The organism is Pseudomonas sp. AKS31, from assembly GCF_023634765.1.
Lineage (GTDB): Bacteria > Pseudomonadota > Gammaproteobacteria > Pseudomonadales > Pseudomonadaceae > Aquipseudomonas.
This window is the reverse complement of record NZ_JAMLFX010000008.1, coordinates 35,588-61,608: the sequence shown is the minus strand read 5'-3', so window position 1 is coordinate 61,608 and position 26,021 is coordinate 35,588. Positions and strand designations below refer to the sequence as shown.

Genomic DNA, 26,021 nt, shown 5'->3' with positions numbered 1-26,021 from the left:
GCTGAAGGTGATGCGGGTTAACCCTGGGTTTCCTGCTCCAGCTCTGCTTCGGCTTCTGCAACCTTCCCCTTGGTCTTCAGCTCACTGACAATCACCGCCGCCACAATCAACCCCGCGCCCACCAGCGCGATCGCCGGCAAGCGCTCCCCGGCAATCCGCCCGACAATCCCGGCCCACACCGGCTCGCCGGCATAGATCAACGTCGCCCGGGTTGGCGACACACTCTTCTGCGCCCAGTTCATCGCCACCTGAATCGCCGCACTCGCCGCGCCCAACCCCAGCGCGGTCACCAGCAGGGTCCAGGAAAAGTCGGGAATCATTTCCCCAGTCGGGACCACCAGCAGAAACGACAGCACGGAGGTAGTTGCCAGTTGCACGACGGTCACCCGACGCACATCCACTTGCCCGGCATAGGTGCTGATCAGAATGATCTCGGCGGCTATGGCAATGGCACTGATCAACGTGGCAATTTCACCGGGACTGAAATTCAGTGCCGCGCCGGATGGCCCTGACAACAACATCAACCCGGTAAACGCCAGCATGATCCCGATGCTCGGCATCAACCCCGGCCGCCGCCCCAGCACCAGCCATTGCAGCAGCGGCACAAACGGCACGTACAACGCGGTGATAAACGCCGATTGACTGCTCGGGATCGTTTGCAAACCGACTGTCTGCAAGCCGTAACCGAGCATGATCGCCACGCCAATAAAAGCGCCCGCCTTCAATTCGAAGAGCGTCAGTTCACGCAGATGACGCCATGAGAACAGCGCGACGATGCCTGCCGCAGCGGCGAAGCGCAGGCCGACGAAGAACATCGGGCCGCTGACGGTCATCGCGTGCTGCACCAGCAGGAACGTGCCGCCCCAGATCATGGTGATCAGCACCAGCACGCACTCGGCTTTACTGAAACGGGACAAGCGGACGGGAGTGGGGGAGCTGTTCTGCGACGTCATGACCTTGCGCACTATAAAAAGGAGGCCGCACAATGCGCCCAACGTTGCGCAGTATACTGCCCAACCTCACCGAGTGAGCAATATAGTGCACAAAGATTCAACGCAACGGGCCTCCGTCCTGCAACACGTCAGCCAGAACGTCCGGCGTCTGCGGCACGCCGCCGACCTGAGCCAGACCGCGCTGGCGGAAAAATCCGGAGTCAGTCGGCGCATGCTCGTAGCGATCGAGGCGGGAGAAAAGAATGTCAGCCTGACCACCCTTGATCGCGTGGCCGAAGCGCTCGACGTTGCCTTCAGTGACTTGATTCAGGCCCCCGATGCCCGTGATCCGAGCCGCATCAACGAGCTGGCCTGGGCCGGCGTGATTCCCGGCAGCAAAGCGGTATTGCTGTCGAAAGCCAGCGCGACCCGCGAAGTCGAGCAGTGGGAATGGTGTCTGCAACCGGGTGAGGTCTACCCCTCGCAAGCGGATGCCGATGGCTGGAGCGAGCAGATTTTCGTGTTTGAGGGTTGCCTCACCTTGATGCTCGGCGATCAGCCGCAGCGCATCGGCACCGGCGAGTTCTTCATGTTTGCCAGCAACCAGCCGCATTCCTATCGCAATGACGGAGATGTGCCGGCGCGGTTTGTTCGGAACGTGGTGATTTGAATGAGTCAGTGCGCAGACATCCTGATTATCGGCGGTGGGCTTAGCGGTACGATGCTGGCAGTGCAATTGTTGCGTCTGCCTGGCCGGCGCAAGGTCCTGATCATTGAGCCGCGTGCGGAACTGGGACGCGGCGAGGCCTATAGCGCGGTCGAGTTGGGTCACACGCTCAACGGCAACGCCGCGCGCATGAGCGTCGATCCGGACAATCCTGATGATCTGACGCAATGGCTCACCGAGCACATTACCGCTGGCGGCTGGCCGGAGTCTGCCGAGCAGAATGTGCCGGTCAGCGAACTGTTTCCGCCGCGTGGATTGTTCGGGGTCTATGTGCAGCAGCGCCTGGCCGAAGCGCGCGGAGTCGGGGCGCAAAATGGCTCATGCGTTGACCACATTCGCGCTGAGGTCGTTGACCTGCAAGTCGAGGCCGATTCGGTGCAGCTGACGTTGAGCGATGGTCAGTCATTGCGCGGAAGCCGCGCAGTACTGGCGACCGGAATGTTTCCGGCCGCGCGAACCCCGCAGAAAACCTCCAGTGGCCTCAACGCCGCCGCGCTCGATCCGTGGGATGTCGCAGCGATGCATCAACTCGACCCGCAAGCGACGGTGCTGATCATCGGCTCCGGCCTGACCATGGTCGATGCCGTGGTGTCGCTGGAGCAGGCCGGGCATCGCGGGCCAATCGAAGTGTTTTCCCGGCACGGCTTGTTGCCCCACGTGCGCCGACAACCGCCGGCCTGGATGGATTTTCTTGGCAGCGATCACAGCATTCGAACGCCACGACAACTGTTGCGCGAATTGCGTCGGCAATGCCAGGCAGCCATTGCACAAGGCATCGATTGGCAGGCGCCGCTGGACACGGTTCGCGTGCACATCGCCCGGTTGTGGAGTCAGGCGACTGACACGCAGCGTCGACAATTCGTACGGCATGTACGGCCGTGGTGGGAAAGTCATCATCACCGTTCGCCGCCGTTGAGTGCGGCGCTGGTTGAACGGTTGCATGCAGAAGGGCGGTTGCGTATTCAGGCGGCGTCTTTCAAAGGGCTTGAGCCGAGTCCGGGAGGTGGTGTCGGCATTCGCATTCGGCGTCGCGGTGAGTCGGAAACTTGCCTGGTGCAGGGCGCTGCACTGATCAACTCGAGTGGCATCGAGTATGACTGGCGCCGGGTGGCGAGGCCGTTGCCGCAGCAGGTACTGGCGCGCGGTTTGGTGCAACCGGGACCGTTGGCGTTGGGAATCGCAGCGGCGGTGGATGGCGCGGTGCTGGATGCCGAGGGATGTGCGGCTGACCGGTTATTTGCCATGGGGCCGCCATTGCGCGGGATGTGGTGGGAGAGCACGGCGGTGACGGATGTGGCGTTGCAGGCGAAAGCGTTGGCTGTGCGACTGTCGGGCCGTGGTTGAGGCGATTCTGCTTGCAGTGCACGGAGAGATGGTTTTTTCGAAAAAACGATTCTTTCAAGTATTCAACCGAAGGGATTCATAGAAATTATCCTCCGGATTTTGTTGGAAGTGCAGGTCGTTGAGAAAACTCTCAAGTTGACTGAAATCCAGCTCATTGCACTGTTGCTGTGCGAGTTGGAAAAAGCCTAGCAGGTTTGCATAGCTGCCTTCCATGATCGATAAGGCTTTGAAGAATACATCAGCGTTTCCCCAATTAATTATTATCTGTCGTTTCTGCATTTCGTTTCTATTGCGTTTCTGCAATGGCTGATTTGCAATAATCATCAGGAATGATTTGGGGCCTCCTTCAAGGTCTGGCGCAAATCCTTTTTTCGCATAATGCGGGATGTGATTGATGTCGCAGTAGTCGTTAATAAAACGATAGTAGACGGAAAGTTCAAGAAGCATTGATTTCAGAGAGCTGTAACATTGTTCGGGCAGAGGCTTAAGTTGTTGACAGGCTTTCAGGATGAATATGAAAAAACACCCGGTATTCAGTTGAGCAACATAGCGGTATTGCTCCATGGTGGGTAAGTCCGTTCCCTCGCTGAGCAAGGTGTCGAGGTGCTGGCCGATGTGCAATTCCTCCAGGCTATCGAGGCCTGCTTGAACCAATGTCATGCGTCCTGATTCACTGAGCGATTTCAGCCCTTGAGTGTAACCATACATGCCTGAAATCAGCGCCGTGGCCACTCCGTATCTGACCCACACGGAGTCGGCTCCACGACGAACCCGGTCCTGGTCAATGATGTCATCGTGTATCAGAGAGGCAGTGTTGAAGCGTTCGACACAGTTGCAAATTATTCGGGTTTTGTCGGAAGGAAGTCGATATACACTGGCCAAGGCCTGTGTCAGGTCTGTTCTGACTTTCTTGCCCGCATGCTGCTCCTGATATTCGAACGCAACCAACCAGCTTTTTTTGGCAGCCGCATATTGCTGAGGGTTTGAAGGAAGCATGGCAGATTACTCCCGGTGTCAATCAGAGCGTCGTTTGAATGCCTGGTTGCCAGGGTGTCACAGTCAGCGTCTCTAGAAAGTAGCGTAAAGAGTGTTGGGTGTTTGGTTTTTTTAGGACTTATTGATTATAAAGTTTTCGCGATTGCGTTCTATATCAGGTTGGCCGTGATAGTCGATGGACGGTAGCGCGGAGAGTTGAAACCTTGTTTTGCTGAACTAAGGTTGGTGTGACTGTCTGAGTTCGCTGCGCCTGGAGCAATGTTGGTTCTCTAAGTAAAGTTATGTTTACTCCGGTCTTCTTCAGCATGCTGCGGGATATTATCACCCGATAATCATGGAGTTGCCGCATGAGTTACTCACTGCCACCGGCCTTGCAATTGATTGATGTTGCACCCAGTCCTATGGCCGATCAGGCCGAACAACAGACGCGTGCCTGGCTTGAAAGTCTGGGGCTGACAGATTCCGAACGGGCGATACACCAGTTGAATATTTATCTACCAGGCAAATACGCTGCCTTCATGTGGCCCCATGCAAATGCGCAGACGCTGAATGTTCTCTCTGATCTGACCGGGTGGTTCAGTTGTCAGGATGATTTGGCCGATGAAGATCTGAGTTGTTCTCCTGATGCTTTGGAAAGGGCGTTGCGACAAGTGCACGAAGTTGCGAGCGAGCGTGGCGCAGGTCAGTGCGCAGGACTGCCTGGGGGATTGAGAGACATTATTCGTCGGGCGGGGGCGTCAATGCCTGAGCAGTGGGTACGACGAACACTGGATCAATACAGCAGCTATCTGTTTTGCTGCGTCAGTGCTTCGACGCATCGCCTCGGCGGAACCCAGCCTGGACTGGCCGATTATGAAAGTGTGTGGCGCAATGCCGGAGGTTTTCAGGTGTGCTTTGAGTTTACGTACTTTGCCCATCAGATAAATCTTCCCGCAACGGTTTATTACTGTTCGCTATGGCAGGAATTGCGCAGGCTATCACTGAATTTAATGAAAGCAGTCAACGATGTGCTGTCGTTCTGCATCTTAATTAATCCTGATGAGGACGTTTACAACCTCCTGACTCACCTTCGACATCATCATGGACTGAGTCCGGATCAGGCAGCGGCTGAAGTGAATCAGAGAATTGAGGTGTGGATGCGACAGTTTCTCGAACTGCAGGCGCGACTACCCGACGAGCTTGATCAAATTGGGTGTGAAACCGACGTGCGCGAGCAAGCATTGCGATGCGCCGAGGCGTTCAGAGTGCAATGGCTTGGCAACATCGGCTGGCATCTGTCGGTACCGCGCTATCGGGAAATACGTTTCAAACCAGATTGAGTAGGTCGAGCCGTCATGAAGACCCGAAGCATCATCTTCGGATCTTCATGCTTGTGGATTACGCCACCACGCGATAGCACGTCACATACGCGGCGCCGCCCGGCAGTTTCATCCGGTGCTGGGCGACGAAGGCTTTGAGCAGTGCGTCGAGCGGTTGCATGATCGCCGCATCACCACGGATCTGGTACGGCCCGTGTTCTTCGATCAGGCGAATGCCCTTGTCCTTGACGTTGCCGGCGACGATGCCCGAGAACGCCCGGCGCAGGTTGGCCGCCAGTTCGTGTGGTGGCTGGTCGCGATGCAGTTTGAGGTTGGCCATGTTTTCGTGGGTTGGATCGAACGGGCGCTGGAAGCCCTCGTCGATTTTCAACAGCCAGTTGAAGTGGAACGCGTCGTTGCGCTCGCGGCGGAACTGCTTCACGGCTTTCAGGCCCTGAGTCATCTGCCGAGCCACTTCGGCCGGGTCGTCGATGATGATCTCGTAGTGCTGCTTGGCCGCTTCACCGAGGGTCGCGGTGACGAACGCGTCAAGCTGCTCCAGATACGGCGCGGCATGTTTCGGCCCGGTCAGGATCACCGGGAACGGCAGACCTTTGTTGTCCGGGTGCATCAGGATGCCCAGCAGGTAGAGGAATTCCTCAGCCGTACCGGCGCCGCCCGGGAAAATGATGATGCCGTGGCCAACGCGGACGAAGGCTTCCAGACGTTTCTCGATGTCCGGCAGGATCACCAGCTCGTTGACGATCGGGTTCGGTGCTTCGGCGGCGATGATGCCCGGCTCGGTCAGACCGAGGTAGCGCCCGCCATGGATACGCTGTTTGGCGTGAGCGATGGTCGCGCCTTTCATCGGGCCTTTCATCACACCTGGACCGCAGCCGGTGCAGATGTCGAGGCTGCGCAGGCCCAGTTCATGGCCGACTTTCTTGGTGTATTTGTATTCTTCGGTGTTGATCGAGTGACCGCCCCAGCACACGACGATCTTCGGCTCGACGCCCGGACGCAACGTGCGCGCATTGCGCAGCAGGTGGAAAACGTAGTCGCTGATGCCCTGCGAGGTGCTGAGGTCGATGCGCTGGCTGTCGAGTTCGTTTTCGGTGTAGACGATATCGCGCAGGGCACTGAAGAGCATTTCGCGGGTGCTGGCGATCATTTCGCCGTCGACGAACGCGTCGGCCGGAGCGTTCAGCAGCTCCAGGCGGACGCCGCGGTCCTGTTGGTGAATGCGGATTTCGAAGTCCTTGTAGGCTTCGAGGATGGTCTTGGCGTTGTCGACATGGGCGCCGGTGTTGAGGATGGCCAGGGCGCACTGGCGGAAGAGGGTGTAGGTGCTGCCGGATCCGGCTTCGCTCAGTTGCTGAACTTCACGTTGAGAAAGGGTTTCCAGGCTGCCTTTCGGGCTGACCGAGGCATTGATTACGTGTCGTTGGGTCATGCAATGATCCTTAAAACGATGTCATCCCAAAACCAGGCGGATGGCATCCGAATAGTGTGTATCCATGAATGAAGATGGCACGATCTGCGCTGTACCGCCATGTCCCCGTTGGACGCTGAAAAGATGAAAAGGAGCCCCAGCATAGCTAAATCCGCGGTAGAGGCGATAATGCGCCGGCCGGTTTTTTCAGTTACCCCTTTTGTCGCTCAAGGAAGTCATTTGTGATGTTCGAGATTCAGCCGATGGATGCCGCCACTTTTCGCCAGCAGACGCGACGCAGCACGATCATCATCGCCGTGCTGTTCCTGGTGCTGGCGATGCTGTTTTCCAGCGTAGCGGTGGCGCTGTTCGGCGAGCCGGGTGGCGATAACCTGCGCTTCAATGTCGGCGGGGTGTTTGTGGCATTTCTGCTGACCGCAGCGTTACTGCGCGGGCGCTTCTGGAATCAGAGCTGGATGGCGCCAGCGGTGTACAGCTGGCGGCTCAAGCGCAGCCTGATGAGCATCACCAATGTGGTGCATCAGGTAACGGCGGCGGTGGAACAGAACGATCCGACGGCGATGAAGGTTCTGCGCTTCTACCATCTGGGATTGATGCAAATGCACGAACTGGACGGCAACTCCAGCGATCACGGGCAACTGTGGCGAGAAGTTGAAACGCATAAGGAGCGGATGCAGGCGCTGGCACTCGATACCGAGCAGACGCGCCTGGATCCGGTCTGGCTGGAAACCTTGAAGACTTCGCGTTGATTACACGGCTCGACGCATTTTCCACGAACGGATTAAACGACCGTAAACCAGCAGGTTGACCGCTAGCACCACGCTGCCGAGCGCCAGTTGAATCTGCGGGGTTAGCCCGGCCGGGTAGATGATCGGCCAGATGTAATGCTCGATGAAGCCGCCGGCGTATTCAGTCTGCCCGGCGGCGTGGCGCATGAGGTTTTCCCAGTAGGTCAGCGGACAGGTCAGATGCAGCACCTCGACCGCCACTCCCCAGGCGGCCGCCGGCAAATGCAGCCACATCAAGCGTGGCCATTTGAGGACCAGCAGCCCGCCAAACAGCACAAACAGAATGAAGGACAAATGAAACAGCACCAGCCCGTCGGCTGCGATTCGGTACAGCATGTCGTCTCCCTGACGCGATTGTGAATGGCTCACATGGTACGCCGTTGGCTGTCCACAGTCGGCGCGATTTGGCGCAATTGCGCAAGATTGTTCAAGCCGGGCAAGGGGATTTGCTGGCAGAGTCTGTTGCTGTTTTCACTGTTGAAGAGCGATATGTCTGACTCACTTATGATGCCGCGCAGTGCGTTCCTTCGCGGCGCTGCGGCGATCATGCCGTTGTCTCTGGCCACTGCGCCCTGGGGGCTGCTGGCCGGCTCCATGGCGATCGAAGCCAATCTCACGCCGCTGCAAGGCCAGGGCCTTTCGAGCATTGTGTTTGCCGGTGCGGCGCAACTGGTGGCGATCGGCATGCTCAAGGGCGGCGCGGGGATTTTCTCGATTCTGCTGACCACGCTGCTGCTGACTTCGCAGCACTTGCTCTATGGCATGAGCATGCGTTCGGTGATTTCGCCACTGCCGGGGCGCTGGCGCATCGGTCTGGGTTTTCTGCTCACCGATGAATTGTTTGCCCTGACCAGCCAGCACGACCGTCAGCAGTTCAACCGCTGGTATGCGTTGGGTGTCGGTCTGACGTTTTACATCGCGTGGAATCTGTTCACGTTGGCTGGCATTGTCCTCGGCAGCAGCATTCCGGGGCTTGAGCATCTGGGGCTGGACTTCTCGATTGCCGCCACCTTCATCGCCCTGATCACACCGGTGGTACGCAACGTGCCGACGGTGGTTTGCGTGGCAGTGTCGCTGTTTTGTTCGGTGTTGTTCAGTTACTGGCAATGGGGTTCGGCCCTGGTGTTGTCGGGGCTGGCCGGAATGACCGCAGGGTTTGTCTGCAACAAGCTGTATCGGGGGCGCACATGATGATTTGGGCAGTGATTTTCGGTATGGGGATTCTGGTGTTTCTCAATCGCTACGTGTTTCTCGAACCGCGGTTGCCGGTGCGTTTGAGTAGCAATGCGCGGCAGTTTCTCGGTTTTGCGGTGCCGGGGATGCTCACGGCCATCTGCGGGCCGATTGTCTTCATGCCGGACAAACAGCTGAATCTGCAGTGGGATAATCCTTATCTGCTGAGTTCGCTGGTGGCGATCGCTTTGGTGATATACACGCGCAGTACATTGCTCAGCATGTTGTTGAGCATGGCGTTCTTCTTTTTGCTGCGTTGGTGGTTGTAAGTTGTCCGTTTGAAACTGATCTACGCTTCAAGGATGACGGGTAACTGATGACGGGAGGTGTACATGACGACTGAGCAAAAGCAGCCAGAGACGGATGACGAAGGCGCGGATGAGCCGACGCAAGAAGAAATAGAGCGGGAGAAACACAAGGAACAAACCTGGAAGCACGATGACGGCAGAGAACTTTCGGATCCTGACCGCAAGTTTTGAATGATTTTTACGAAAAAGCCCCGCGCGCATGCGGGGCTTTTTCGGTTCAGAGATCGTCCAGCTGCGTGAAATCGGGGTGTGCGGCCCGATATCCCAAGGTTCGATCAATCCACGCATTCAGCTCGTTGACCATCACCGGCGCGTGGCCGGGATACCCTTCGAGGGTGGTGCGCAGGGTGCGTTCAATATCGGCAACGCCACGCAGGTTTCGAGTCTTGATGTAGTGGCCGATAAAACAGTCGAGTTCAAAGCGTTCTGTCATGGACAGATAAATACACTCCAGGCCGCTGACCTGTTTGATTGCAAAATCGTCGCGCAACTTATTTCTCTGCAAGGCTTGTAGACGTTGTGGGGGATTCCTGGTTTGTTGACTCTTTGGTCAACTGGTATACCAATCGGAAAGGCGGCGCGCATGCTAGCCGTAGTGCATCAAAATGTATGTATGACGGTTGAAATGTCAGACAGGCGGTTAGTTCATTCGAACGTGTGTTTTATCTACAGCGTTTCAAAGATGAAACAGTCGTTGTAACGATCATGCAGCTCCTATATTTGATAAACGCTTTTAGGCGGTAAATGTTTAACGCTGCTCGATAATCAAACTGGCCCCCTGATTACGTGCGTTACCAACCGCTTTGCCGACTTTGTACCATTCGAACACTTCACTGCCTTCACCTTCGAACAGCAACATTTGTTCGGCGCGCTCAACCGGCGTCGCGGGGTCGAGCCATTCGTGCACCAACTCTGCGCGGAATACCACCGGTCGGCGATCATGGACATCGAGCAAGCCGCCGACAGCATCGGCGGTGATGATCACGAAACCGTCGTCGTCCCGGGCCGGCGTTTCGGCCGTCGGAAATTGTCCGATGGCAGCGCAGAAAACCGCTCCATGATCTGCCCGACGAATCAACCAGGGTTGTCGGGTTTTGTCTTCGCTATCGACCCATTCAAACCAGTTGTCCACGGGCACAATCAAGCGATGTCGCCAGATCGCCCGGAAGAACGGTCCGTGGGCGACTTTCTCTACCCGGGCATTGATCGGTGGCGGGCGATCCTTGGCCCAGTGCGGGCGCCAGCCCCAGCGCAGATTGTCGGCCTGCAGGTGTTGCCCTTGTTGATGCAGGACGGCCAGCGCGGTGGTTGGCGCCGCGTTGTAGCGGTCGAGCGGTGCATCGCCGACGTGATTGATCAACGCGTCGGGAATGCTCAGCACCGCGACGAAGTCGTGAATGCCGCGGTACTGCGAGAGTCTTCCGCACATGGCTGAATCTCCGGTTGGAGCTTTCAGCTTAGTCGCTGGCGCCTTGACCGGTGAAAGTGTCACGCCAGCTCAGCCAGCGGCGTTCGAGCATGGCCAGCAAGCCGTCGCTGAGTTTACCGAGCAAGGCGAGCACGATGATTGCGGCCAGCACGATGTCCGGCCGCGAAGTTTCCCGGCCGTCACTGAGCAGATACCCCAAACCTTTGGTGGCCGCGATCAGTTCCGCCGCCACCAGAAACATCCACGCCAGACTCATGCCGCTGCGTAGTCCGGTGAACAGGCCGGGCAGGGCGGCCGGCAGCAATATCCGCCGTACCAGTTGCAAGCGGCTGAAGCCATAGATGCGGCCGACCTCCACCAGTTTGCGATCAATGTTGCGAATCGCTGCGACGACATTGACGTACACCGGAAAGAACGCGCCGATGGCGATCAAGACGATTTTCGAGGTCTCGTCGATGCCCAGCCATAACAGCAGCAGCGGCACCCAGGCCAGGCTCGGGATTGAGCGCAACGCGGCGAAAGTCGGTTCCAGATAAGCCTCGGCTTCGCGACTCAAGCCAACCCAGGCGGCAAACACCAGCGCCAGACTGGCGCCAATGGCAAATCCCAGCAGCACGCGAATCAGGCTGGCGCCGATGTGTTTCCACAGTGCGCCTTCGGCGAGGTCGGTGAGGGTCAGGGCGATCTCGCTCGGTGCCGGCATCTGGTAGGACGGTAGCCAACCGATGCGTACGATCATTTCCAGCGCGACGATGATCAGCAGCGGCAGGGCCAGGCTTTTGCAGCGGCGCCGCCACGTCGGATTGTGGCTCGTCGGTTGCTGTCGCGCGACGACCAGTGGCGCGGGCAGGTCTTTGCTGTGAGTGGTCATGGTTTTTGGCTCCGCTCACAACAAATCCGCGACGGGCGCGGATTGGTCGTGAGACTGATCGGTTACTGGCGGGCGACGGCTTGCTGCACACCGCTGTCGAGCAGTTGGTCAATGACTTGATCGACGTTCACCCCACGGCGCACCAGTTCTTCGGAGACCAGAATCGGCGCCGCAGCCTTGGAGGCGCTGATGTCCTGCTGGGTGAGTTGCGGGCTGCTCAGGTCAGTGCGCGACAGTTGCAACTTGGCCACGTCCAGCGGCAAGCCGGACTCCTTGGCGAGCAGGGCGGCGAATTCATCAGGGTTTTTCAGCGCCCATTCGCGGGCCTGTTCGTAGGCTTTGATCACGGTGTCGATGGTCTGCGGATGCTCTTTGGCGTATTGCTCGGTGACGCTGACCACGCCGTAACTGTTGAACGCCGGGTTGCGGTAGAGCAAGCGCGAGCCGGCCTGCACCTGACTGGCGGCCATGTGCGGATCGAGCCCGGCCCAGGCGTCGACATCACCTTTTTCCAGGGCGGTGCGGCCATCCGGATGTTGCAGGTGGACCAGTTCCACCTCGTCTTTTTTCAGCCCGGACTGCTGCAGGCTGCGCAGGGTGAACAGATACGGGTCGGTGCCCTTGGTGGCGGCGATCTTTTTGCCCTTGAGGTCGGCGATGCTTTGATATGGCGAATCCTTGCGCACCACCAGGGCGGTCCATTCGGCGCGGCTATAGACATAGACTGATTTGATCGGGCTGCCGTTGGCGCGGCTCAGCACCGCAGCAAGGCTGGCGCTTGAGGCGAAATCGACGCCGCCACTGTTGAGGTATTCCAGCGAGCGGTTACTGCCCTGACTTAGCACCCAGCTGACTTTGGTTTGCGGCAAGGCTTTTTCGAGGAAGCCGAAGTGCTTGAGCACCAGACTGACTGGCGAGTAATAGGCGTAGTCGAGATGAATTTCCGCCGGCGCAGTTTCAGCCGCGTGGGCGAGCGGTTGCAGGCTCAGCACCATGGCGCTGGCCGCCAGCAGGGTTTTGAATCCGGGAAAGAACGATGTCATGGGGCACTCCGGCAAAGGCACAGGTTTCTTATGTCCAAAAAGATATTTTTATCGAATGCTTCCTGCATGAATGGAATATTGCAGGCTCTGTGCCATGTGCCTGAAAGCACCAGTTTGTAAGGGTTTAAAGGCGTGATGGAGAATTTCTACTGTTGTTGGGGCAACACTCTGGATTGCCACTGTTGTTGTACGCACAGTGGTAACCGACAGTGATGAGCTTATGCATTCATCGAATTCCCAACAGATTGTGTTCTCGGGCGCTTGAAGCAGGCGCGGGCGTGGGTCGACAGCCACACGGATGAATACGCCGATCTGTGGGCGAAGAAAGCCAATCTCGATCAGCAGGTCTCACGCCACTGGTTGCGTCAGGCGCACATGACTGTCGGCCCCGTCGACACGCAAGCGGCAACGGACCTGCAAAGCACCGCCGACCTCCTGTTCAAAGTCAAAGCGCTGCCGGCACCGTTGGCCACCGCCGGGATTATCGACACGTCTTTTCAACAGGCATTGGCTCACTGAGCGAGCGCCGGAACCAAACCCTGTGTACCTTATCCAACCACCGCTCGCGTATCGCAGCGCAGGGATGGATAAGGGCGAGGGAGTTTTGCCAATCGACCACATGACGGCAGTCGCCGTGCCCAAGGCAAAACATGACATCCGGATTCAAGCTTCTCTGTGCAGCGCTCATCGCCCTCGGGCTGGCCGGTTGTATCGCCGCCCCGATAGAAATGACTGCGCAAACCGCAACGCGCCTGAAAACCCAGGCGCCGGTGCGCTTTCTGTTGACGTTCGATGACGGCCCCAGTGCATCCAGTTTGTGGAATCCGTCGGCGACGGTGCTCGACAGCCTCAAGGACAACCCGCTGCAGCCGAATATCAAAGCGGTGTTCTTCGTGCAGACCCGTGCACCGCGAGCGGGCAACAGTGACATCGGTCGCAGCATCATGCGGCGTGAGCATGAGGAGGGGCACATACTGGCGTTTCACACGGCGACTCACTGGCACACCAATCACCGCTCGCTCGACCCGCAACAACTTGAAGAATCGCTGACTAACGGTACCGCCGATATCGCTGCCATCACCGGGGCGCCGCCGAAGTTGCTGCGCCCGCCGTTCTGGAATTACGACAAACGCACTTTTGCCGCCTATCGACAGCATGGCTTGCATGTTTTGCTTACGGATCTAAGTGCCAACGACGGCAAGATCTGGGGCTTCAATGCCAGCCCGCGACGTCGGGCAAACATGTTGCGACAGCTATCAGAAGTCCGTGAGCGAATTGCCCTTGGCGAATTGCCGAGCGTGGACGGAGTGATTCCGGTGGTGGTGACGTTTCATGATCTCAACCGTTATACCGCGCGGCACGCGCGCGAATACCTGCAGATTTTGCTCGATAGCGCCGCCTCGACGGGCGTGAAGCTGGCGGACAAGCCTTTCTATGATGATCACGCCGAACTGGAGAAAGCCGCACTGGCGCGTACCGTGGAAAAAAGCTCGGAGCCGGTGAATTTGCCGGGAATGTGGAACTGGATTTGGGACCACGACGCGCACTGAGGGCGGGGATGAAATGCTGTGATCGGGTTGGCATTTTGTATCGGGTGAGCCACAAATTGCTCGTCTATGCTCAACGAGTCGACCGACCCATCGCCTGCGAGGCGTTCAATCATGCTTGCCATTGACGATATTTGCCGGATTGTCGAATCCGGCTTTCCTGCGTTCAAGTGCGAGTGCATTCAAGACACGCAGGGCCTGCTGCAAATCAAGGTTTATGAGGCTGACAGCGGGCGCGTTGAATTGTTGTTGAATGGCGTTTCCCCGGAACATCTCGTCACGATCCGTGACATTTCCAACTTCATCGGTGAGTTACGCACCGAAATGAGCGCCGGGCGCCGGGCCTTTGCTGGTTGACGCCTCATAAACGTCGTTGAAACGCTTCAACAATGCGCAACGTCGCCTCACTGGTGTGCAGATTGCGTACTGCGTCCAGCGGATGCCAGATGCAATCGATGATCTCGTTCTGCGGCCGCATTTGCTCGAAGTCCAGCACGGATGCCTCGTAGACATGATGCTGCGTGCTGCCGCTCTGCAATTCCATTAAATACAACACATCGTCGGCGTCCAGGCCGGTTTCTTCTTGCAGTTCACGTACGGCAGCCTGCGCTCGGGTTTCCCCGGGCTCGACCTTGCCGCCGGGCAATGTCCAGCGGCAGCGGGGTTTGCGTACCAGGAGAACGTGGCGATCCTGCTCGCATATAACGGTTGCGCGTACTTTCATCTGTTACCTGTTTACTGCCTGTCACAAATTAGAAATAAAACTGCAATATTTGAGCCGAAGCCTGCGGCAAAGGTTTCATTGGAGTTTGGAGCGTTCGCTGCGGCGAAAAGTGCCAAAGCCATGACGGTCGCGGCTTGCGACATCCGGTCGGCATTTCGGGCGGATGAGGGTGTAAGGTAAAAGCGTGAAACTGGATCTGACCGTTAGCAAAAATGGAGGTGTCCATGAGCATGCCGATGTTGAACAAGATGCACATGAACGGCTATGACGTGCTTAGGGTGAACAATGGCCCATGGCGGGTTTGCACCCAGGGCGATCGGCTGGCGTCGTTTGGCAGCCGGGAGGAGGCGCTGGCCTATGCCGCCGCACTGCCTGGCTACAAAAAACGCTCGGCGCGCGCGCAAAGTCACAAAATGCACTGACAGGCAGGCTGTAATGAAAGAGCCCCGGCGATTGTCGGGGCTTCTGTTTTGGGGGAGGTGTCTCAGTGGACCTTGGTCCGGCTGATGGCGCGGGCTTTCACTTCCCGGGCATAGAGTTGCAGCCGTTCTTCATCGCTTTGCAGCACCTCACAGGATCTCAGCACGCTTTGCGCGTCTGCTTCGTTGCCGGATTTGCGCAGTTGTTCGGCGATACGTTTCAGGTCGACGGCCGACCATCTCAAGTCCGATGCAACGCTTTGCAGGTCGCGTTGAAGTTCGTGTTCGTATTCATTGAGCCGCATGATCACCTCCAGAACATTCTCGGTAGAAAAGAGTAGTCGCATTTTTCGTCGATGGGCAAAGCCTGTTCGTCAGCACGCTGAACGGTTGTGGAAACTTGTGCAGAATATGCCAAAGGCGCGGTGCCACGATGGATGTAGAGCCGCTTACACGCTACATTCACCTTTTTTCAGATCAGGAATACCCCATGCGGATATGGATCGGGAGTCTGGCGTTGACCCTGTTGGCGGGTTGCTCGTTGCCGGCATCGCTGGTGCCGGGTGAGCCGAATATCAGCAAGACCAGCGCCAAGTCGCCCAAGGACTATGCTGCGTGTTTATTACCGTTGTGGCAGAAGGATGTGGCCAAGACTTCGCAGACATCGATTTCCAACGGCTACCGCATCACGGCGCCAAGCATCATCACGGCTGACGAGATCCTCGATATCGTCAAATACAAGGATGGCAGCCGGGTTTCGTTGTATCAGGGGCCACCGTGGGCCAAGTCCGGGTCGTTGCGTCAATCGGTGCGTGATTGCCTGTAACGACGCTCGCAGAGACAAAAAAAGCAGAAACCGTATCGTCGGTTTCTGTTTTTTTTTGGCTGCCTGGAGGCTGAAAGGTGTGGATCTGATTGGCGAAATGAGCGGTGACAGTTGCGCACGAAGGGTTTTCTCCGTGTGCACTAGGCTTTTGCGGGGCGGTCGATAGTCAGGTCGGCCGGTCTTTCAAGGAGTCGCGGATCATGGATGATCTGGTCAAAGAAGTTATTCCGTTGTTGCAGTACCTGATTCCCGGTTTTTTGTCGGCGTGGATTTTTTATTCGCTGACGGCATTCAAGCGACCCGATACGTTTGGGCAGATTGTGCAGGCGTTGATTTTTACGTTTGTGATTCAGGGCGCGGTATTGGGGATTGGGGCAATTTGTCTGTGGGTGGGTTCGAAAGGATTTTCTGTAGGACGTTGGGATGCCAAGGCCGAAACGATATGGGCATTCGTTGTGTCGGTGACGCTCGGGTTGCTTTCCTGCTATCTGGCCACGAATGACAAATTGCATGGCTGGTTACGCAGTCGAAATGTCACGAAACAAACTTCCTACCCCAGCGAATGGTTCAGCGTTTTTGCCCAGCACCATCGTCTGGTCACACTGCATTTGAACGATGAAAGGCGCGTTTTTGGCTGGCCGGTGGAGTGGCCGCCGGAGTCCAGCAGTGGCCAGTTCGTCATGCAAAATCCCTGTTGGCTGGATGCCGAAGGGGTGGAAGTGCCTTTTGGTGCCGAGTTTTTGCTGATAGATTCCGGCAAGGTCAAGTGGGTCGAATTCGGCCCGAAATTGGAGGTTTCGTTATGACAGCCAGAGCACCGCAACCAATGCCGGAATGGGTAGCGCGTCGCTACACGAAAGATGGCAAGCCAGTGGCAAATGCGCAGCCCAAGGCACCCAGTGCTCCACCACCGCTGAAGAATTAGTATTTCTTCACCCCCAACCCTCAGCCACCGCCCGGCGAATCGCTTCCAGCAACATCGCGAACGCCGGGTTGTCGTTGTTCTCACGCCAGATCAGATGCAGCTCGCTCTGCACGCCTTCACCCAGATCAATGTCGCGAAATACCACATTCTTGAACACCACACTGGTGGCGCAACGCGGAACCAGTGCCAGGCCCATGCCGGCGTTGACCAGCGCCAGAATCGTCAGCGACGAACCCAGCCACTGCACGTAATCCGGTGCGACCCGAGCTGAGCGCAGCATCCCGGTCAGCAGTTCGTTGAACGGCGGATACGCAGCGTGGGAATACATCAGAAACGGTTGTTTATCCAGGTCACTGACCGCCACTTCAGCCGCCGTTGCCAATGGATGTCCGCTCGGCACCGCCAGTACAAACGGCTCGCGTACCAGGCATTCGGTGGCATACCCCGGCTCCAGTAACGGTGCGCGGGCAATGCCCAGATCAATCCGTCGCGCGCGCAGGGCCTCGTGTTGCTGGTAAGTGTTCATCTCCGACAGATCGATTTTCACCTGCGGCTGTTTCAGGCGTGCCTCAGCGATGACTTTGGGCAGAAACTCATACACCGCGCTGCCGACAAAACTGATGTTCACCGAACCGATATCACCCTCGGCAAACCGCCTGGCGGTGACTGCCGCTTGCTGTGCGCGCTCCAGCAGATTCTGCGCTTCGATGAAGAACGCGCGCCCGGCCGCCGTCAGCGCAACGCTGCGGGTGCTGCGGGTAAACAATTCGACACCAAGGTGATGTTCCAGTAATTGAATCTGCCGGCTCAGCGGCGGCTGGGTCATGTTCAGTCGCTCGGCGGCTCGGCGAAAGTTGAGTTCGGTGGCGACCGTGGTGAAGCAACGCAGTTGGGTCAGTTCGAACATTGATCTAATCCGGGTATCAATCGAATGCCAAGTTAGATTAGACGGGATCAATGCCCCCGTCCATGATCGGCCCAATGCTTCACGCCATCCCTAAAAAAACAAGATCGGGAGTCGCCCTTGAAAACCCTCCAGAGTCCGCTGGATGTCACGGTTCTTGCCCGTGCCGCCGCCAAGGTCAAGCGCCACGTGCTGCCGCTGTTCGTGGTGATGTTCATCGTCAATTACATTGATCGGGTCAACATCGGGTTTGTACGCAGTCACCTGGAAACCGATCTGGGCATTGGCGCGGCGGCTTACGGCCTCGGTGCCGGTTTGTTCTTTGTGGGCTACGCGCTGTTCGAAGTGCCGTCCAACATGCTCCTGCAACGCTACGGCGCACGGGTCTGGCTGACGCGGATCATGTTCACTTGGGGCGCGGCCGCCATGGCCATGGCGTTCGTCCGAGGTGAAACCAGTTTCTATGTGCTGCGCTTTATTCTGGGTGCGGCCGAGGCGGGGTTCTTTCCGGGGATCATTTATTACTTCACCCAATGGCTGCCAGCCTCCGAGCGTGGCAAGACCATGGCGGTGTTTCTCAGCGGTTCGGCGATTGCCTCGGTGATCTCCGGCCCGGTGTCCGGTGCGTTGCTGCATATCAGTGGCCTGGGTTTGCATGGCTGGCAATGGATGTTCTTGATCGAGGGCGCCGCCTCGGTGGTGCTTTGCGCCTTCGTCTGGTTCTGGCTGCAATCGCATCCGCGTCAGGCCAAGTGGTTGAGCGAAGAGGAACGTGATGCGCTGGTGGCGGCGATTGCCGAAGAGCAGCGTGCCCGTGAGGCGGTGCAGGTGGCCAAGCCGTCGATGTTCAAACTGTTGGCAGATCGGCAGATTGCGCTGTTCTGCTTCATCTACTTCTCCATTGCCCTGACCATCTACGGCGCGACGTTCTGGCTGCCGAGCATGATCAAGAAAATGGGCAACCTCGGCGACTTCCAGGTTGGCCTGCTCAACTCGATCCCGTGGATCATTTCGATTGTCGCCATGTATGGCTTTGCGGCGATGGCTGGCAAGTGGAAATTCCAGCAGGCCTGGGTCGCGCTGACGCTGGTGATCGCGGCGATCGGCATGTTCATGTCGACCACCGGCGGGCCGATCTTCGCCTTCGTCGCCATCTGCTTCGCCGCTATCGGTTTCAAGGCTGCTTCGGCACTGTTCTGGCCGATTCCGCAAAGCTACCTGGATGCACGCATCGCTGCGGCGGTGATCGCGCTGATCAACTCCATCGGCAACCTCGGCGGTTTCGTCGCGCCGACCGCGTTCGGTTTTCTTGAGCAAACCACCGGCTCGATCGAGGGCGGGTTGTATGGCTTGGCGGGCACGTCGCTGGTTGCGGCGGTGGTGATCTTCTTCGCTCGCACAGCGCCGGCCGGCAAAGGTCAGACCCCGGCAAAGCCCCATGACAAGACCGCCGCCGTTGCGACGGCCAGCCCGGCCGCGAGCCATTGAATTGATTGTTGATCTGTCAGGAGCGTTATCTTGAAAATCACTCGTGTCACCGTGACCCCGATTGCCTTCCGCGATCCGCCGCTGCTCAACGCCAGTGGCATCCACGAACCCTTTGCCCTGCGCTCGATCATCGAGATCGAAAGCGACAATGGCTACATCGGCCTCGGCGAAAGCTACGGTGATGCCCCGGCACTGGCGATCCAGCAGCAGTTGCAGGCGCAGTTGATCGGCCTCGACCCGTTCAACCTCAACCAGTTGCGCGCCATCGTCCAGGCCACTGTTGCCGCGAACAAACCGGCGAGCCTTGCCGGTGCCGAACTGGCGCCCGGCTCCCACGCCAGCAAAGCGGTGAGCAATGCCTACTCGGCGTTCGAAGTGGCGTTCCTCGATTTGCAGGCGCATTACCTGAATGTGCCGCTGGTGGATCTGCTCGGCGGTGCCATTCGCGATGAAATACCGTTCAGCGCTTACCTGTTCTTCAAGTACGCGCAGCATGTCGATTCACCCTACAAGCCAGACAACTGGGGCGAGGCGCTCAGTGAGCAGCAGATCGTGGCGCAAGCTGCGCGGATGATCGAGGCGTACGGTTTCAAGAGCATCAAGCTCAAGGCCGGCACCTTGCCGCCGGAGCATGAAGTGGTGTGCATCAAGGCGTTGAAAAAAGCCTTTCCCGGATACCCGTTGCGCATCGATCCGAACGGCAACTGGTCGCTGGAAACCTCGATTCGCATGGCCGAATTGCTTGGTGATGATCTGCAGTATTACGAAGACCCGACGCCGGGCCTCGACGGCATGGCCGAACTGCACAAGCGCACGGGTCTGCCGCTGGCGACCAACATGGTGGTTACCGATTTCGACGAGTTCCGTCGCAGCGTCGCGCAGAACAGCGTGCAGATTGTGCTTGCCGATCACCATTACTGGGGCGGTCTGCGCGACACCCAGACCTTGGCGAAAATGTGCGATGTGTTCGGTCTCGGCGTGTCAATGCATTCCAATTCACACCTGGGCATCAGCCTGATGGCGATGGCGCATGTGGCGGCGGCCGTGCCGAATCTGGATTACGCCTGCGACACGCATTACCCGTGGCAGGAGCCGGATGAAGAGGTGATCAAGGGTGGCAAGCTGCCGATTGTCGATGGCTGCGTGAAAATCACCCGCGCGCCTGGGCTTGGGCTGGAGCTGGATCATGATCAGTTGGGCAAGCTGCATGATCAGTACCTCACCTGCGGAATTCGTCAGCGCGATGATGTGCGGCAGATGCAGCGCTACAAGCCTGACTGGAAAGCGGTTAAACCGAGATTTTGAGGTTGCCATTGCCGGCTTCTTCGCGAGCAGGCTCGCTCCCACAGGGGAAATGCATTCCAAGGTGTGGGAGCGAGCTTGCTCGCGAATGGCAGCAACTCATTCTTTCAGAGTGTATGCACCAACCAATCCCGAAACGCTTTCAGCGACGGCAGATTTTCATTACGCGGCGGATACACCAGGTAATAGCTGCGACGACTGGTAATCGGCTCGCCCAGTTGCAACAGCTCACCTTTCAACAACTCATCCTCAACCAGAATCCGCGGCACCAATCCCACGCCAATATTGGCCCGCACTGCCTGAATCAAGTGCGAGGTCATTTCAAAGCTCGGCCCGATGCGCATGCTGCGGTGCGGCAAGCCGTGATGGCTGAACCATTCCGCCCAGGCCTGGGCATTGCTGCTGACGTTGAGCAGCAGTTGCCCGGCGATATGTTGTTTGGCGTCATCGCGTTCAGCGTCGGACAACTGCGCACTGGCGATCACCACCAGTTCTTCGGTGTGCAGGGGCAGGGCGGTCAATCCCGGCCAGTCACCGCCGCCGACGCAGATCGCTGCGTCGATTTCGCTGGTGTCGAAGTCGATTGCTTCGATTCGCGAATGCAAGTGCACGGTCATGCCCGGATGCGCGGTGTAGAAATCCTTCAGCCGTGGCAGCAGCCATTTCGAACCGAAGGTCGGCAGCGTCGCCAGGCGCAGGCTGTGAATGCCCGAACCAAATGCCATCGCCTGCAACGTCGCGCTGCGAATCTGCCCCAACGCTTCGGCGAGTTCGCGCTGATACATGCGCCCGACGTCGGTCAGCACCACTTGCCGGCCTTCGCGCGTGAACAGGCGCATGCCGAGCATCTTCTCGAGAATCTGCACCTGACGGCTGACTGCACTCTGCGTCAGCGACAGTTCATGGGCGGCGCGGGTATAGCTTTCGTGGCGTGCGGCTGCTTCGAAAGCCAGCAATAACGACATGGAAGGGGTGAGCGTGCGCGGATTCATTCGTAAAAGTCATCAATAGCGGGTCGAATTTACGGTTGTCCCGACGTTCGCCAGCAATGAACATGGGCACCATGAGATGGCGGAGCCTGACGCAATCATTCGTTGCGTACAACTGTTTACCGCCACGCGGCCCGATTTGACCGAGATAACCTGACCGATGATTGCCCAGCTGTCCCCCGCCAAAGCCCTGACCAGCGATTACCAGCAGTTCCTGACAGCCCTGAAAGCCAGCGGTTTTCGCGGTGAAATCAGCGCCGATTACGCCAGCCGCGTGGTGCTGGCGACGGACAATTCGATCTATCAGCGTCTGCCGCAAGCGGCGGTGTTTCCGCGGGACGCCGAGGACGTGGCGCGGGTGGCGCGGCTGATCGCCGAACCGGCGTACCAGCAAGTGGTGATCACACCGCGCGGTGGTGGCACCGGCACCAACGGCCAATCGCTGACCGATGGCATCGTCGTCGACCTGTCGCGGCACATGAACCGCATTCTGGAAATCAACGTTGAAGAACGCTGGGTGCGCGTGCAGGCCGGGGTGGTCAAGGATCAGCTCAACGCCGCACTGAAATCCGCCGGGCTGTTTTTCGCCCCGGAGCTGTCGACCTCTAACCGCGCCACCGTCGGCGGCATGATCAACACCGACGCCAGCGGTCAGGGCAGTTGCACCTACGGCAAGACCCGCGACCATGTGCTTGAGCTCGATATGGTCCTGCGTGGTGGCGAGCGCCTGCACGGGCTGCCGCTTGAGGAGAGCGAACTCGAAGCCCTGTGCGCCCGCGAAGATCGCGTCGGCGAAGTCTATCGCTGCGCCCGGCAAATCATTGATGAGCAGGGTGAGCTGATCAAAGAGCGTTTCCCCGACCTCAACCGCTGCCTGACCGGTTATGACCTGGCGCACCTGCGTGAGGCGGACAACCGTTTCAACCTCAACAGCGTGCTCTGCGGTGCCGAAGGCTCGCTGGGGTTTGTCGTCGAAGCGCGGCTGAATGTCTTGCCGATCCCCAAGCACACCATGTTGGTGAACATCCGCTACGCCGGGTTCATGGACGCACTGCGCGACGCCCGGGCCTTGATGGCGCTCAAGCCGTTGTCGATCGAAACCGTTGACTCGAAAGTCTTGCTGCTGGCGATGCAGGACATCGTCTGGCATGGCGTCGCCGAGTATTTCCCGGAAAGCGCCGAGCGGCCGACGCTTGGCATCAACCTGGTGGAGTTCTGCGGCGACGATCCCGAAGAGTTGCAACGCCGGGTCGAGGCGTTTGTCGAGCACTTGAGCAGCGACCGCACGGTCGAGCGTTTGGGCCACACGCTGGCGGTCGGGCACGCCGCGGTAAACAAGGTCTACGGCATGCGCAAACGTGCGGTTGGCCTGCTCGGCAACGTCGCCGGTGAAGCGCGGCCGCAGCCGTTTGTGGAAGACACCGCGGTGCCGCCGCAACACCTGGCCGAATATATCGCCGAGTTGCGCGACTTGCTCGACAGCCACGGTTTGCAGTACGGCATGTTCGGCCATGTCGATGCAGGCGTGCTGCACGTGCGGCCGATTCTCGACATGAAAGACCCGCAGCAAGCCGCGTTGGTGCGTCCGGTGTCCGATGGCGTCGCTGCGCTGACCCAGCGTTACGGTGGCCTGTTGTGGGGTGAGCACGGCAAAGGCTTGCGCTCCGAATACGCACCGGCCTTCTTCGGTGAACTGTACCCCGCGCTGCAAGCCTTGAAGGCCGCGTTCGACCCGTTCAATCAGTTCAACCCCGGTAAAATCGCCACCCCGGCCAACACTGGCGCTGCGCTGCTGAAAATCGACGAAGTGACTTTGCGCGGTGAACTGGATCGGCAGATAGACGAAAAAGTCTGGCAGAGCTACGGCGCGGCCATGCACTGCAACGGCAACGGCGCCTGCTACAACTTCGACCCCGACGATGCAATGTGCCCGTCGTGGAAAGCCACCCGTGAGCGTGCGCAATCGCCCAAGGGTCGCGCCTCGTTGATTCGCGAGTGGCTGCGTTTGCAGGGCGAGGCGGGTGTCGATGTGTTGTCGGATGCGATTCGCAAGCCAGCGTTTTTCAGCACGTTGTGGCAGCGCTGGCGCAACAGCCGCGCGCAGGCCGAAGACTTTTCCCACGAAGTCTACGACGCAATGGCCGGTTGCCTGGCGTGCAAATCCTGCGCGGGGCAGTGCCCGGTCAAGGTCAATGTGCCGGAGTTTCGCTCGCGGTTTCTCGAGCTGTATCACAGCCGTTATCTGCGCCCGGCGCGGGATTACCTGATCGCCTCGCTGGAATACAGCATCCCGTACATGGCGCGGATTCCGGCGCTGTACAACGGGTTGATGGGCGCTGCGTGGGTTCGTCGTCTGCTGGAGCGCGTCGGCGGCATGATCGACGTGCCGTTGCTCAGTCGCTTCGATTTCCACGCGGCGATGCGCCGCTGGCAGGTGCAACCGGCGACGGTGTCGACCTTGGCGGCGCTGACTCCAGCGCAACGCGAACGCAGTGTGGTCATCGTGCAGGATGCCTTCACCCGCTACTTCGAAGCGCCGCTGTTGGCCGATCTGGTCGAGCTGATTTCACGTCTGGGCTATCAGGTCTATCTGGCGCCGTTCAGCGCCAACGGCAAGCCGCTGCACGTGCAGGGCTTCCTCTCGGCGTTCAACCGCACGGCGTTGCGCAATGCTCGGCAGTTGCGCGAATTGGCCGATGTGGGAGTGCCGTTGCTGGGCCTCGATCCGGCGATGACGCTGGTGTATCGCCAGGAATACCTGAAAGTCCCCGGCATGGAGCAATGCCCGGAGGTGGCGCTGGTGCAGGAATGGTTGCTGAAGGTGATGCCAGAGCAGGCGGCGCAGGATAAAACTGCATCGTTCCGACTGCTCGCCCATTGCACCGAGAAAACCAACGCCCCGGCCGCCACCCGCCAGTGGGAACAGGTGTTTGAGCGCGCAGGGTTGAAACTGGCCACGCAAGCCACCGGTTGCTGCGGCATGTCCGGCACTTACGGCCACGAAGCGCGCAATCGTGAAACCTCGGCGGTGATCTACGAGCAGTCGTGGGCCCGTCAGGTCGACGCGCCGGCGGAGCAGGGCGAAGCATTGGCGACCGGTTATTCCTGCCGCAGTCAGGTCAAGCGCCAGTCGGATCAGGCACTGCGTCATCCGTTGCAGGTGCTGCTGGCGGTTCTGCGTCGCTGAGTGGTTCATCGTCTGGAGCGTTGTCCCAGATCAGCCGGGGGTCGAAGCTCATTGCCGAGAGCATGGTCAGCACCACAACCATGCCGAAGAACAGGATGCCCGGCCGCGGTTCGATATCGCCCAGTGTCTGGAATTTCACCAGCGCTGCGACCAGTGCGACCACCAGCACATCGAGCATTGACCAGTAGCCGATCAGCTCGACGAAGCGGAACATTTTCGAGCGCTCCCGGCGTGCCCAGCCACTGTCGCGTTGCACAGTGATCAACAACAGCGACAGGGCGACGAACTTGACGCCCGGCACGGCGATGCTGGCGATGAAAATGATCAGCGCGATGTCCCACGCGCCGTGCTGCCAGAACTCCAGCACGCCGCTCATGATCGTGCTGTCGGCGCCGCTGCCGAGCATGGTGGTGTTCATCACCGGCAGCAGATTGGCCGGCACGTAAAACGCCAGTGCCGCGAGCATGTAGGCCCAGGTGCGCGTCAGCGAGTTCGTCTTGCGCCGGTGCAGCGGCGCATCGCAGCGCGGGCACTCGTGCGGCTCGTCGGTCATGTCGCAAGCCAGTCCGCAGCTGTGGCACAGACACAGATTGAGTTCGCTGGCAGTCGGTGGCCGTTTCATGGAATGTCCCAGAGGTCGCGGATGTCGCGGCCGGCAATCCTGATCATCATCAAGCTCAGCACGGCTAGCGCGAACAGGCCGATACCGGGCAACACGTCGAGCAATCCGGCCAGTTTGAACACCGCCACCATCGCCCCCAGCAGGCACACCTCGAGCATGCTCCACGGCCGCAGGGTTTCCAGCCAGCGCATGCACAACTTGAAGCCCGGTGCGCGCCTTTCACCCAAGGCAAAGCTCAACACCCAGACCAGCAGCACCAGTTGAAACGCCGGGGCAATGATGATCGAAATCGCCGCGACCATCGCCATGAACGTGATCGGCCCCTGACTCAGCGCCAGCACCGAATCCCACAGCGTCGCGCTGTTTTTCAGGCCTTTGAGGCTGATGCTCATCACCGGATAAAAGTTGGCGAACAGCCACAGCATCGCCGCCGTGAAGGTCAGGGCCAGACGCTGTTCGACGGTCAAACCGTTGAAACGCTGGAGTACGCCGCCGCAACGCACGCACGAGGTTTTCTGGTGTTTGCCCAGCACGGCTTTTTCGTACACGCAGTCGCAGTGCTCGCAGATGATCAGGTGTTCGGTGTTGACCATGGACAACGCTCGACAGCACGCCGCAAGGGCAGGGGGACCTGATCACTATAGAAGCCTGAGGCCGGAGGGCAAC

General features: G+C 58.8%; 29 protein-coding genes and 1 pseudogene. 16 read left to right on the top strand and 14 right to left on the bottom strand.

What is annotated here, in order from left to right; translation table 11 throughout:
* Positions 1–17 precede the first annotated feature (17 nt).
* Entirely contained in the window at positions 18–953 is a 936-nt protein-coding gene (locus M9827_RS19575) for a DMT family transporter (protein ID WP_250606718.1), read from the bottom strand.
* A gap of 85 nt (positions 954–1,038) precedes the next feature.
* Between M9827_RS19575 and M9827_RS19570 the strand changes: the two genes are divergently transcribed.
* Together M9827_RS19570 and M9827_RS19565 are read left to right on the top strand one after the other, a co-directional pair.
* Complete coding sequence (locus M9827_RS19570; protein WP_250606717.1) at positions 1,039–1,602, top strand: helix-turn-helix domain-containing protein; 564 nt, start codon at positions 1,039–1,041, stop codon at positions 1,600–1,602.
* Positions 1,603–3,003, top strand: a complete 1,401-nt coding sequence (locus M9827_RS19565; RefSeq protein ID WP_250606716.1) for an FAD/NAD(P)-binding protein — start codon at positions 1,603–1,605, stop codon at positions 3,001–3,003.
* Between the two features lie 54 nt (positions 3,004–3,057).
* Here M9827_RS19565 and M9827_RS19560 read toward each other — a convergent pair whose 3' ends face one another.
* Complete coding sequence (locus tag M9827_RS19560) at positions 3,058–3,999, bottom strand: polyprenyl synthetase family protein (RefSeq protein ID WP_250606715.1); 942 nt, start codon at positions 3,997–3,999, stop codon at positions 3,058–3,060.
* Between the two features lie 347 nt (positions 4,000–4,346).
* Between M9827_RS19560 and M9827_RS19555 the strand changes: the two genes are divergently transcribed.
* The gene (locus M9827_RS19555; protein ID WP_250606714.1) at positions 4,347–5,318 is read left to right on the top strand and encodes a terpene synthase family protein; all 972 of its coding nucleotides are present in this window, start codon (positions 4,347–4,349) and stop codon (positions 5,316–5,318) included.
* 58 nt (positions 5,319–5,376) lie between these two features.
* On the opposite strand, the gene ppnN is transcribed toward M9827_RS19555, so the two are convergent.
* Entirely contained in the window at positions 5,377–6,750 is a 1,374-nt protein-coding gene (gene ppnN, locus M9827_RS19550; protein WP_250606713.1) for a nucleotide 5'-monophosphate nucleosidase PpnN, read from the bottom strand.
* 224 nt (positions 6,751–6,974) lie between these two features.
* Between ppnN and M9827_RS19545 the strand changes: the two genes are divergently transcribed.
* A complete protein-coding gene (locus tag M9827_RS19545) occupies positions 6,975–7,499 on the top strand; it encodes a DUF3087 domain-containing protein (protein ID WP_250606712.1) in 525 nt (174 codons plus the stop codon).
* On the opposite strand, the gene M9827_RS19540 is transcribed toward M9827_RS19545, so the two are convergent.
* Positions 7,500–7,874, bottom strand: coding sequence for a DUF2784 domain-containing protein (locus tag M9827_RS19540; protein WP_250606711.1), 375 nt, complete (start codon positions 7,872–7,874; stop codon positions 7,500–7,502).
* Positions 7,875–8,045: 171 nt separating this feature from the next.
* Between M9827_RS19540 and M9827_RS19535 the strand changes: the two genes are divergently transcribed.
* From M9827_RS19535 to M9827_RS19525, 3 genes are all read left to right on the top strand, one after another.
* Positions 8,046–8,729 carry an AzlC family ABC transporter permease gene (locus M9827_RS19535; RefSeq protein ID WP_502943461.1) on the top strand — a complete coding sequence of 228 codons (684 nt, stop codon included), beginning with the start codon at positions 8,046–8,048 and terminating at the stop codon, positions 8,727–8,729.
* The gene (locus M9827_RS19530) at positions 8,729–9,040 is read left to right on the top strand and encodes an AzlD domain-containing protein (RefSeq protein ID WP_185036735.1); all 312 of its coding nucleotides are present in this window, start codon (positions 8,729–8,731) and stop codon (positions 9,038–9,040) included. The genes M9827_RS19535 and M9827_RS19530 overlap by 1 nt, the downstream gene beginning before the upstream one ends.
* Before the next feature lie 63 nt (positions 9,041–9,103).
* Entirely contained in the window at positions 9,104–9,250 is a 147-nt protein-coding gene (locus M9827_RS19525) for a hypothetical protein (RefSeq protein WP_250606709.1), read from the top strand.
* Between the two features lie 46 nt (positions 9,251–9,296).
* Here the strand turns inward: M9827_RS19525 and M9827_RS19520 are convergent, their stop codons facing one another.
* The 4 genes from M9827_RS19520 to M9827_RS19505 form a co-directional block, all read right to left on the bottom strand.
* A complete protein-coding gene (locus tag M9827_RS19520; RefSeq protein WP_250606708.1) occupies positions 9,297–9,569 on the bottom strand; it encodes a hypothetical protein in 273 nt (90 codons plus the stop codon).
* Positions 9,570–9,827: 258 nt separating this feature from the next.
* Entirely contained in the window at positions 9,828–10,508 is a 681-nt protein-coding gene (locus M9827_RS19515; protein WP_250606707.1) for an SOS response-associated peptidase, read from the bottom strand.
* 28 nt (positions 10,509–10,536) lie between these two features.
* Positions 10,537–11,379: an ABC transporter permease gene (locus M9827_RS19510; protein WP_250606706.1), complete on the bottom strand. Its 843-nt coding sequence runs from the start codon at positions 11,377–11,379 to the stop codon at positions 10,537–10,539.
* Between the two features lie 62 nt (positions 11,380–11,441).
* Positions 11,442–12,422 carry an aliphatic sulfonate ABC transporter substrate-binding protein gene (locus M9827_RS19505; protein ID WP_250606705.1) on the bottom strand — a complete coding sequence of 327 codons (981 nt, stop codon included), beginning with the start codon at positions 12,420–12,422 and terminating at the stop codon, positions 11,442–11,444.
* A gap of 252 nt (positions 12,423–12,674) precedes the next feature.
* Here M9827_RS19505 and M9827_RS19500 point away from each other — a divergent pair.
* The 3 genes and pseudogenes from M9827_RS19500 to M9827_RS19490 form a co-directional block, all read left to right on the top strand.
* Positions 12,675–12,941 (top strand): annotated as a pseudogene (locus M9827_RS19500) (ABC transporter substrate-binding protein); the annotation flags it as partial.
* A gap of 131 nt (positions 12,942–13,072) precedes the next feature.
* The gene (locus M9827_RS19495; protein WP_250606704.1) at positions 13,073–13,972 is read left to right on the top strand and encodes a polysaccharide deacetylase family protein; all 900 of its coding nucleotides are present in this window, start codon (positions 13,073–13,075) and stop codon (positions 13,970–13,972) included.
* A 111-nt stretch (positions 13,973–14,083) separates the two neighbouring features.
* Positions 14,084–14,326, top strand: a complete 243-nt coding sequence (locus tag M9827_RS19490) for a DUF1652 domain-containing protein (protein WP_250606703.1) — start codon at positions 14,084–14,086, stop codon at positions 14,324–14,326.
* Positions 14,327–14,330: 4 nt separating this feature from the next.
* Here the strand turns inward: M9827_RS19490 and M9827_RS19485 are convergent, their stop codons facing one another.
* On the bottom strand, positions 14,331–14,693 hold the full coding sequence (locus tag M9827_RS19485; protein WP_250606702.1) for an NUDIX hydrolase: 363 nt from the start codon (positions 14,691–14,693) through the stop codon (positions 14,331–14,333).
* 224 nt (positions 14,694–14,917) lie between these two features.
* Between M9827_RS19485 and M9827_RS19480 the strand changes: the two genes are divergently transcribed.
* Positions 14,918–15,115: a DUF2188 domain-containing protein gene (locus M9827_RS19480; protein ID WP_250606701.1), complete on the top strand. Its 198-nt coding sequence runs from the start codon at positions 14,918–14,920 to the stop codon at positions 15,113–15,115.
* Positions 15,116–15,177: 62 nt separating this feature from the next.
* Here M9827_RS19480 and M9827_RS19475 read toward each other — a convergent pair whose 3' ends face one another.
* Complete coding sequence (locus M9827_RS19475) at positions 15,178–15,417, bottom strand: hypothetical protein (RefSeq protein ID WP_007910805.1); 240 nt, start codon at positions 15,415–15,417, stop codon at positions 15,178–15,180.
* Positions 15,418–15,602: 185 nt separating this feature from the next.
* On the opposite strand from M9827_RS19475, the gene M9827_RS19470 reads away from it, so the two are divergent.
* Complete coding sequence (locus M9827_RS19470; protein WP_186623575.1) at positions 15,603–15,938, top strand: hypothetical protein; 336 nt, start codon at positions 15,603–15,605, stop codon at positions 15,936–15,938.
* A 200-nt stretch (positions 15,939–16,138) separates the two neighbouring features.
* Positions 16,139–16,744, top strand: coding sequence for a DUF6338 family protein (locus tag M9827_RS19465; protein ID WP_250606700.1), 606 nt, complete (start codon positions 16,139–16,141; stop codon positions 16,742–16,744).
* Positions 16,745–16,870: 126 nt separating this feature from the next.
* Here M9827_RS19465 and M9827_RS19460 read toward each other — a convergent pair whose 3' ends face one another.
* Positions 16,871–17,770 carry a LysR family transcriptional regulator gene (locus tag M9827_RS19460; protein ID WP_127926836.1) on the bottom strand — a complete coding sequence of 300 codons (900 nt, stop codon included), beginning with the start codon at positions 17,768–17,770 and terminating at the stop codon, positions 16,871–16,873.
* Between the two features lie 117 nt (positions 17,771–17,887).
* Between M9827_RS19460 and M9827_RS19455 the strand changes: the two genes are divergently transcribed.
* Together M9827_RS19455 and M9827_RS19450 are read left to right on the top strand one after the other, a co-directional pair.
* On the top strand, positions 17,888–19,255 hold the full coding sequence (locus tag M9827_RS19455) for an MFS transporter (protein ID WP_250606699.1): 1,368 nt from the start codon (positions 17,888–17,890) through the stop codon (positions 19,253–19,255).
* Between the two features lie 30 nt (positions 19,256–19,285).
* Complete coding sequence (locus tag M9827_RS19450; protein WP_250606698.1) at positions 19,286–20,560, top strand: glucarate dehydratase family protein; 1,275 nt, start codon at positions 19,286–19,288, stop codon at positions 20,558–20,560.
* A 104-nt stretch (positions 20,561–20,664) separates the two neighbouring features.
* Here the strand turns inward: M9827_RS19450 and M9827_RS19445 are convergent, their stop codons facing one another.
* Positions 20,665–21,549 (bottom strand): LysR substrate-binding domain-containing protein, encoded by an 885-nt coding sequence (locus M9827_RS19445; RefSeq protein WP_250606697.1) that lies wholly within the window; start codon positions 21,547–21,549, stop codon positions 20,665–20,667.
* Positions 21,550–21,706: 157 nt separating this feature from the next.
* Between M9827_RS19445 and ydiJ the strand changes: the two genes are divergently transcribed.
* Positions 21,707–24,733, top strand: coding sequence for a D-2-hydroxyglutarate dehydrogenase YdiJ (gene ydiJ, locus M9827_RS19440; RefSeq protein ID WP_250606696.1), 3,027 nt, complete (start codon positions 21,707–21,709; stop codon positions 24,731–24,733).
* Here the strand turns inward: ydiJ and M9827_RS19435 are convergent.
* Together M9827_RS19435 and M9827_RS19430 are read right to left on the bottom strand one after the other, a co-directional pair.
* Positions 24,666–25,355, bottom strand: a complete 690-nt coding sequence (locus M9827_RS19435; RefSeq protein ID WP_250606695.1) for a paraquat-inducible protein A — start codon at positions 25,353–25,355, stop codon at positions 24,666–24,668. The two genes, ydiJ and M9827_RS19435, sit on opposite strands and share 68 nt — an antisense overlap.
* Complete coding sequence (locus tag M9827_RS19430; protein ID WP_250606694.1) at positions 25,352–25,948, bottom strand: paraquat-inducible protein A; 597 nt, start codon at positions 25,946–25,948, stop codon at positions 25,352–25,354. Before M9827_RS19430 ends, M9827_RS19435 begins: the two co-directional genes overlap by 4 nt.
* Positions 25,949–26,021 lie beyond the last annotated feature (73 nt).

What these genes read in the sequence shown, in the direction of transcription:
- M9827_RS19575 (WP_250606718.1), bottom strand. Translation starts at nt 953, where the DNA reads ATGACGTCGCAGAACAGCTCCCCCACTCCCGTCCGCTTGTCCCGTTTC.
- M9827_RS19565 (WP_250606716.1), top strand. Translation starts at nt 1,603, where the DNA reads ATGAGTCAGTGCGCAGACATCCTGATTATCGGCGGTGGGCTTAGCGGT.
- M9827_RS19560 (WP_250606715.1), bottom strand. Translation starts at nt 3,999, where the DNA reads ATGCTTCCTTCAAACCCTCAGCAATATGCGGCTGCCAAAAAAAGCTGG.
- M9827_RS19555 (WP_250606714.1), top strand. Translation starts at nt 4,347, where the DNA reads ATGAGTTACTCACTGCCACCGGCCTTGCAATTGATTGATGTTGCACCC.
- ppnN (WP_250606713.1), bottom strand. Translation starts at nt 6,750, where the DNA reads ATGACCCAACGACACGTAATCAATGCCTCGGTCAGCCCGAAAGGCAGC.
- M9827_RS19545 (WP_250606712.1), top strand. Translation starts at nt 6,975, where the DNA reads ATGTTCGAGATTCAGCCGATGGATGCCGCCACTTTTCGCCAGCAGACG.
- M9827_RS19540 (WP_250606711.1), bottom strand. Translation starts at nt 7,874, where the DNA reads ATGCTGTACCGAATCGCAGCCGACGGGCTGGTGCTGTTTCATTTGTCC.
- M9827_RS19535 (WP_502943461.1), top strand. Translation starts at nt 8,046, where the DNA reads ATGCCGCGCAGTGCGTTCCTTCGCGGCGCTGCGGCGATCATGCCGTTG.
- M9827_RS19530 (WP_185036735.1), top strand. Translation starts at nt 8,729, where the DNA reads ATGATTTGGGCAGTGATTTTCGGTATGGGGATTCTGGTGTTTCTCAAT.
- M9827_RS19525 (WP_250606709.1), top strand. Translation starts at nt 9,104, where the DNA reads ATGACGACTGAGCAAAAGCAGCCAGAGACGGATGACGAAGGCGCGGAT.
- M9827_RS19515 (WP_250606707.1), bottom strand. Translation starts at nt 10,508, where the DNA reads ATGTGCGGAAGACTCTCGCAGTACCGCGGCATTCACGACTTCGTCGCG.
- M9827_RS19510 (WP_250606706.1), bottom strand. Translation starts at nt 11,379, where the DNA reads ATGACCACTCACAGCAAAGACCTGCCCGCGCCACTGGTCGTCGCGCGA.
- M9827_RS19505 (WP_250606705.1), bottom strand. Translation starts at nt 12,422, where the DNA reads ATGACATCGTTCTTTCCCGGATTCAAAACCCTGCTGGCGGCCAGCGCC.
- M9827_RS19495 (WP_250606704.1), top strand. Translation starts at nt 13,073, where the DNA reads ATGACATCCGGATTCAAGCTTCTCTGTGCAGCGCTCATCGCCCTCGGG.
- M9827_RS19490 (WP_250606703.1), top strand. Translation starts at nt 14,084, where the DNA reads ATGCTTGCCATTGACGATATTTGCCGGATTGTCGAATCCGGCTTTCCT.
- M9827_RS19485 (WP_250606702.1), bottom strand. Translation starts at nt 14,693, where the DNA reads ATGAAAGTACGCGCAACCGTTATATGCGAGCAGGATCGCCACGTTCTC.
- M9827_RS19480 (WP_250606701.1), top strand. Translation starts at nt 14,918, where the DNA reads ATGAGCATGCCGATGTTGAACAAGATGCACATGAACGGCTATGACGTG.
- M9827_RS19475 (WP_007910805.1), bottom strand. Translation starts at nt 15,417, where the DNA reads ATGCGGCTCAATGAATACGAACACGAACTTCAACGCGACCTGCAAAGC.
- M9827_RS19470 (WP_186623575.1), top strand. Translation starts at nt 15,603, where the DNA reads ATGCGGATATGGATCGGGAGTCTGGCGTTGACCCTGTTGGCGGGTTGC.
- M9827_RS19465 (WP_250606700.1), top strand. Translation starts at nt 16,139, where the DNA reads ATGGATGATCTGGTCAAAGAAGTTATTCCGTTGTTGCAGTACCTGATT.
- M9827_RS19460 (WP_127926836.1), bottom strand. Translation starts at nt 17,770, where the DNA reads ATGTTCGAACTGACCCAACTGCGTTGCTTCACCACGGTCGCCACCGAA.
- M9827_RS19445 (WP_250606697.1), bottom strand. Translation starts at nt 21,549, where the DNA reads ATGAATCCGCGCACGCTCACCCCTTCCATGTCGTTATTGCTGGCTTTC.
- ydiJ (WP_250606696.1), top strand. Translation starts at nt 21,707, where the DNA reads ATGATTGCCCAGCTGTCCCCCGCCAAAGCCCTGACCAGCGATTACCAG.
- M9827_RS19435 (WP_250606695.1), bottom strand. Translation starts at nt 25,355, where the DNA reads ATGAAACGGCCACCGACTGCCAGCGAACTCAATCTGTGTCTGTGCCAC.
- M9827_RS19430 (WP_250606694.1), bottom strand. Translation starts at nt 25,948, where the DNA reads ATGGTCAACACCGAACACCTGATCATCTGCGAGCACTGCGACTGCGTG.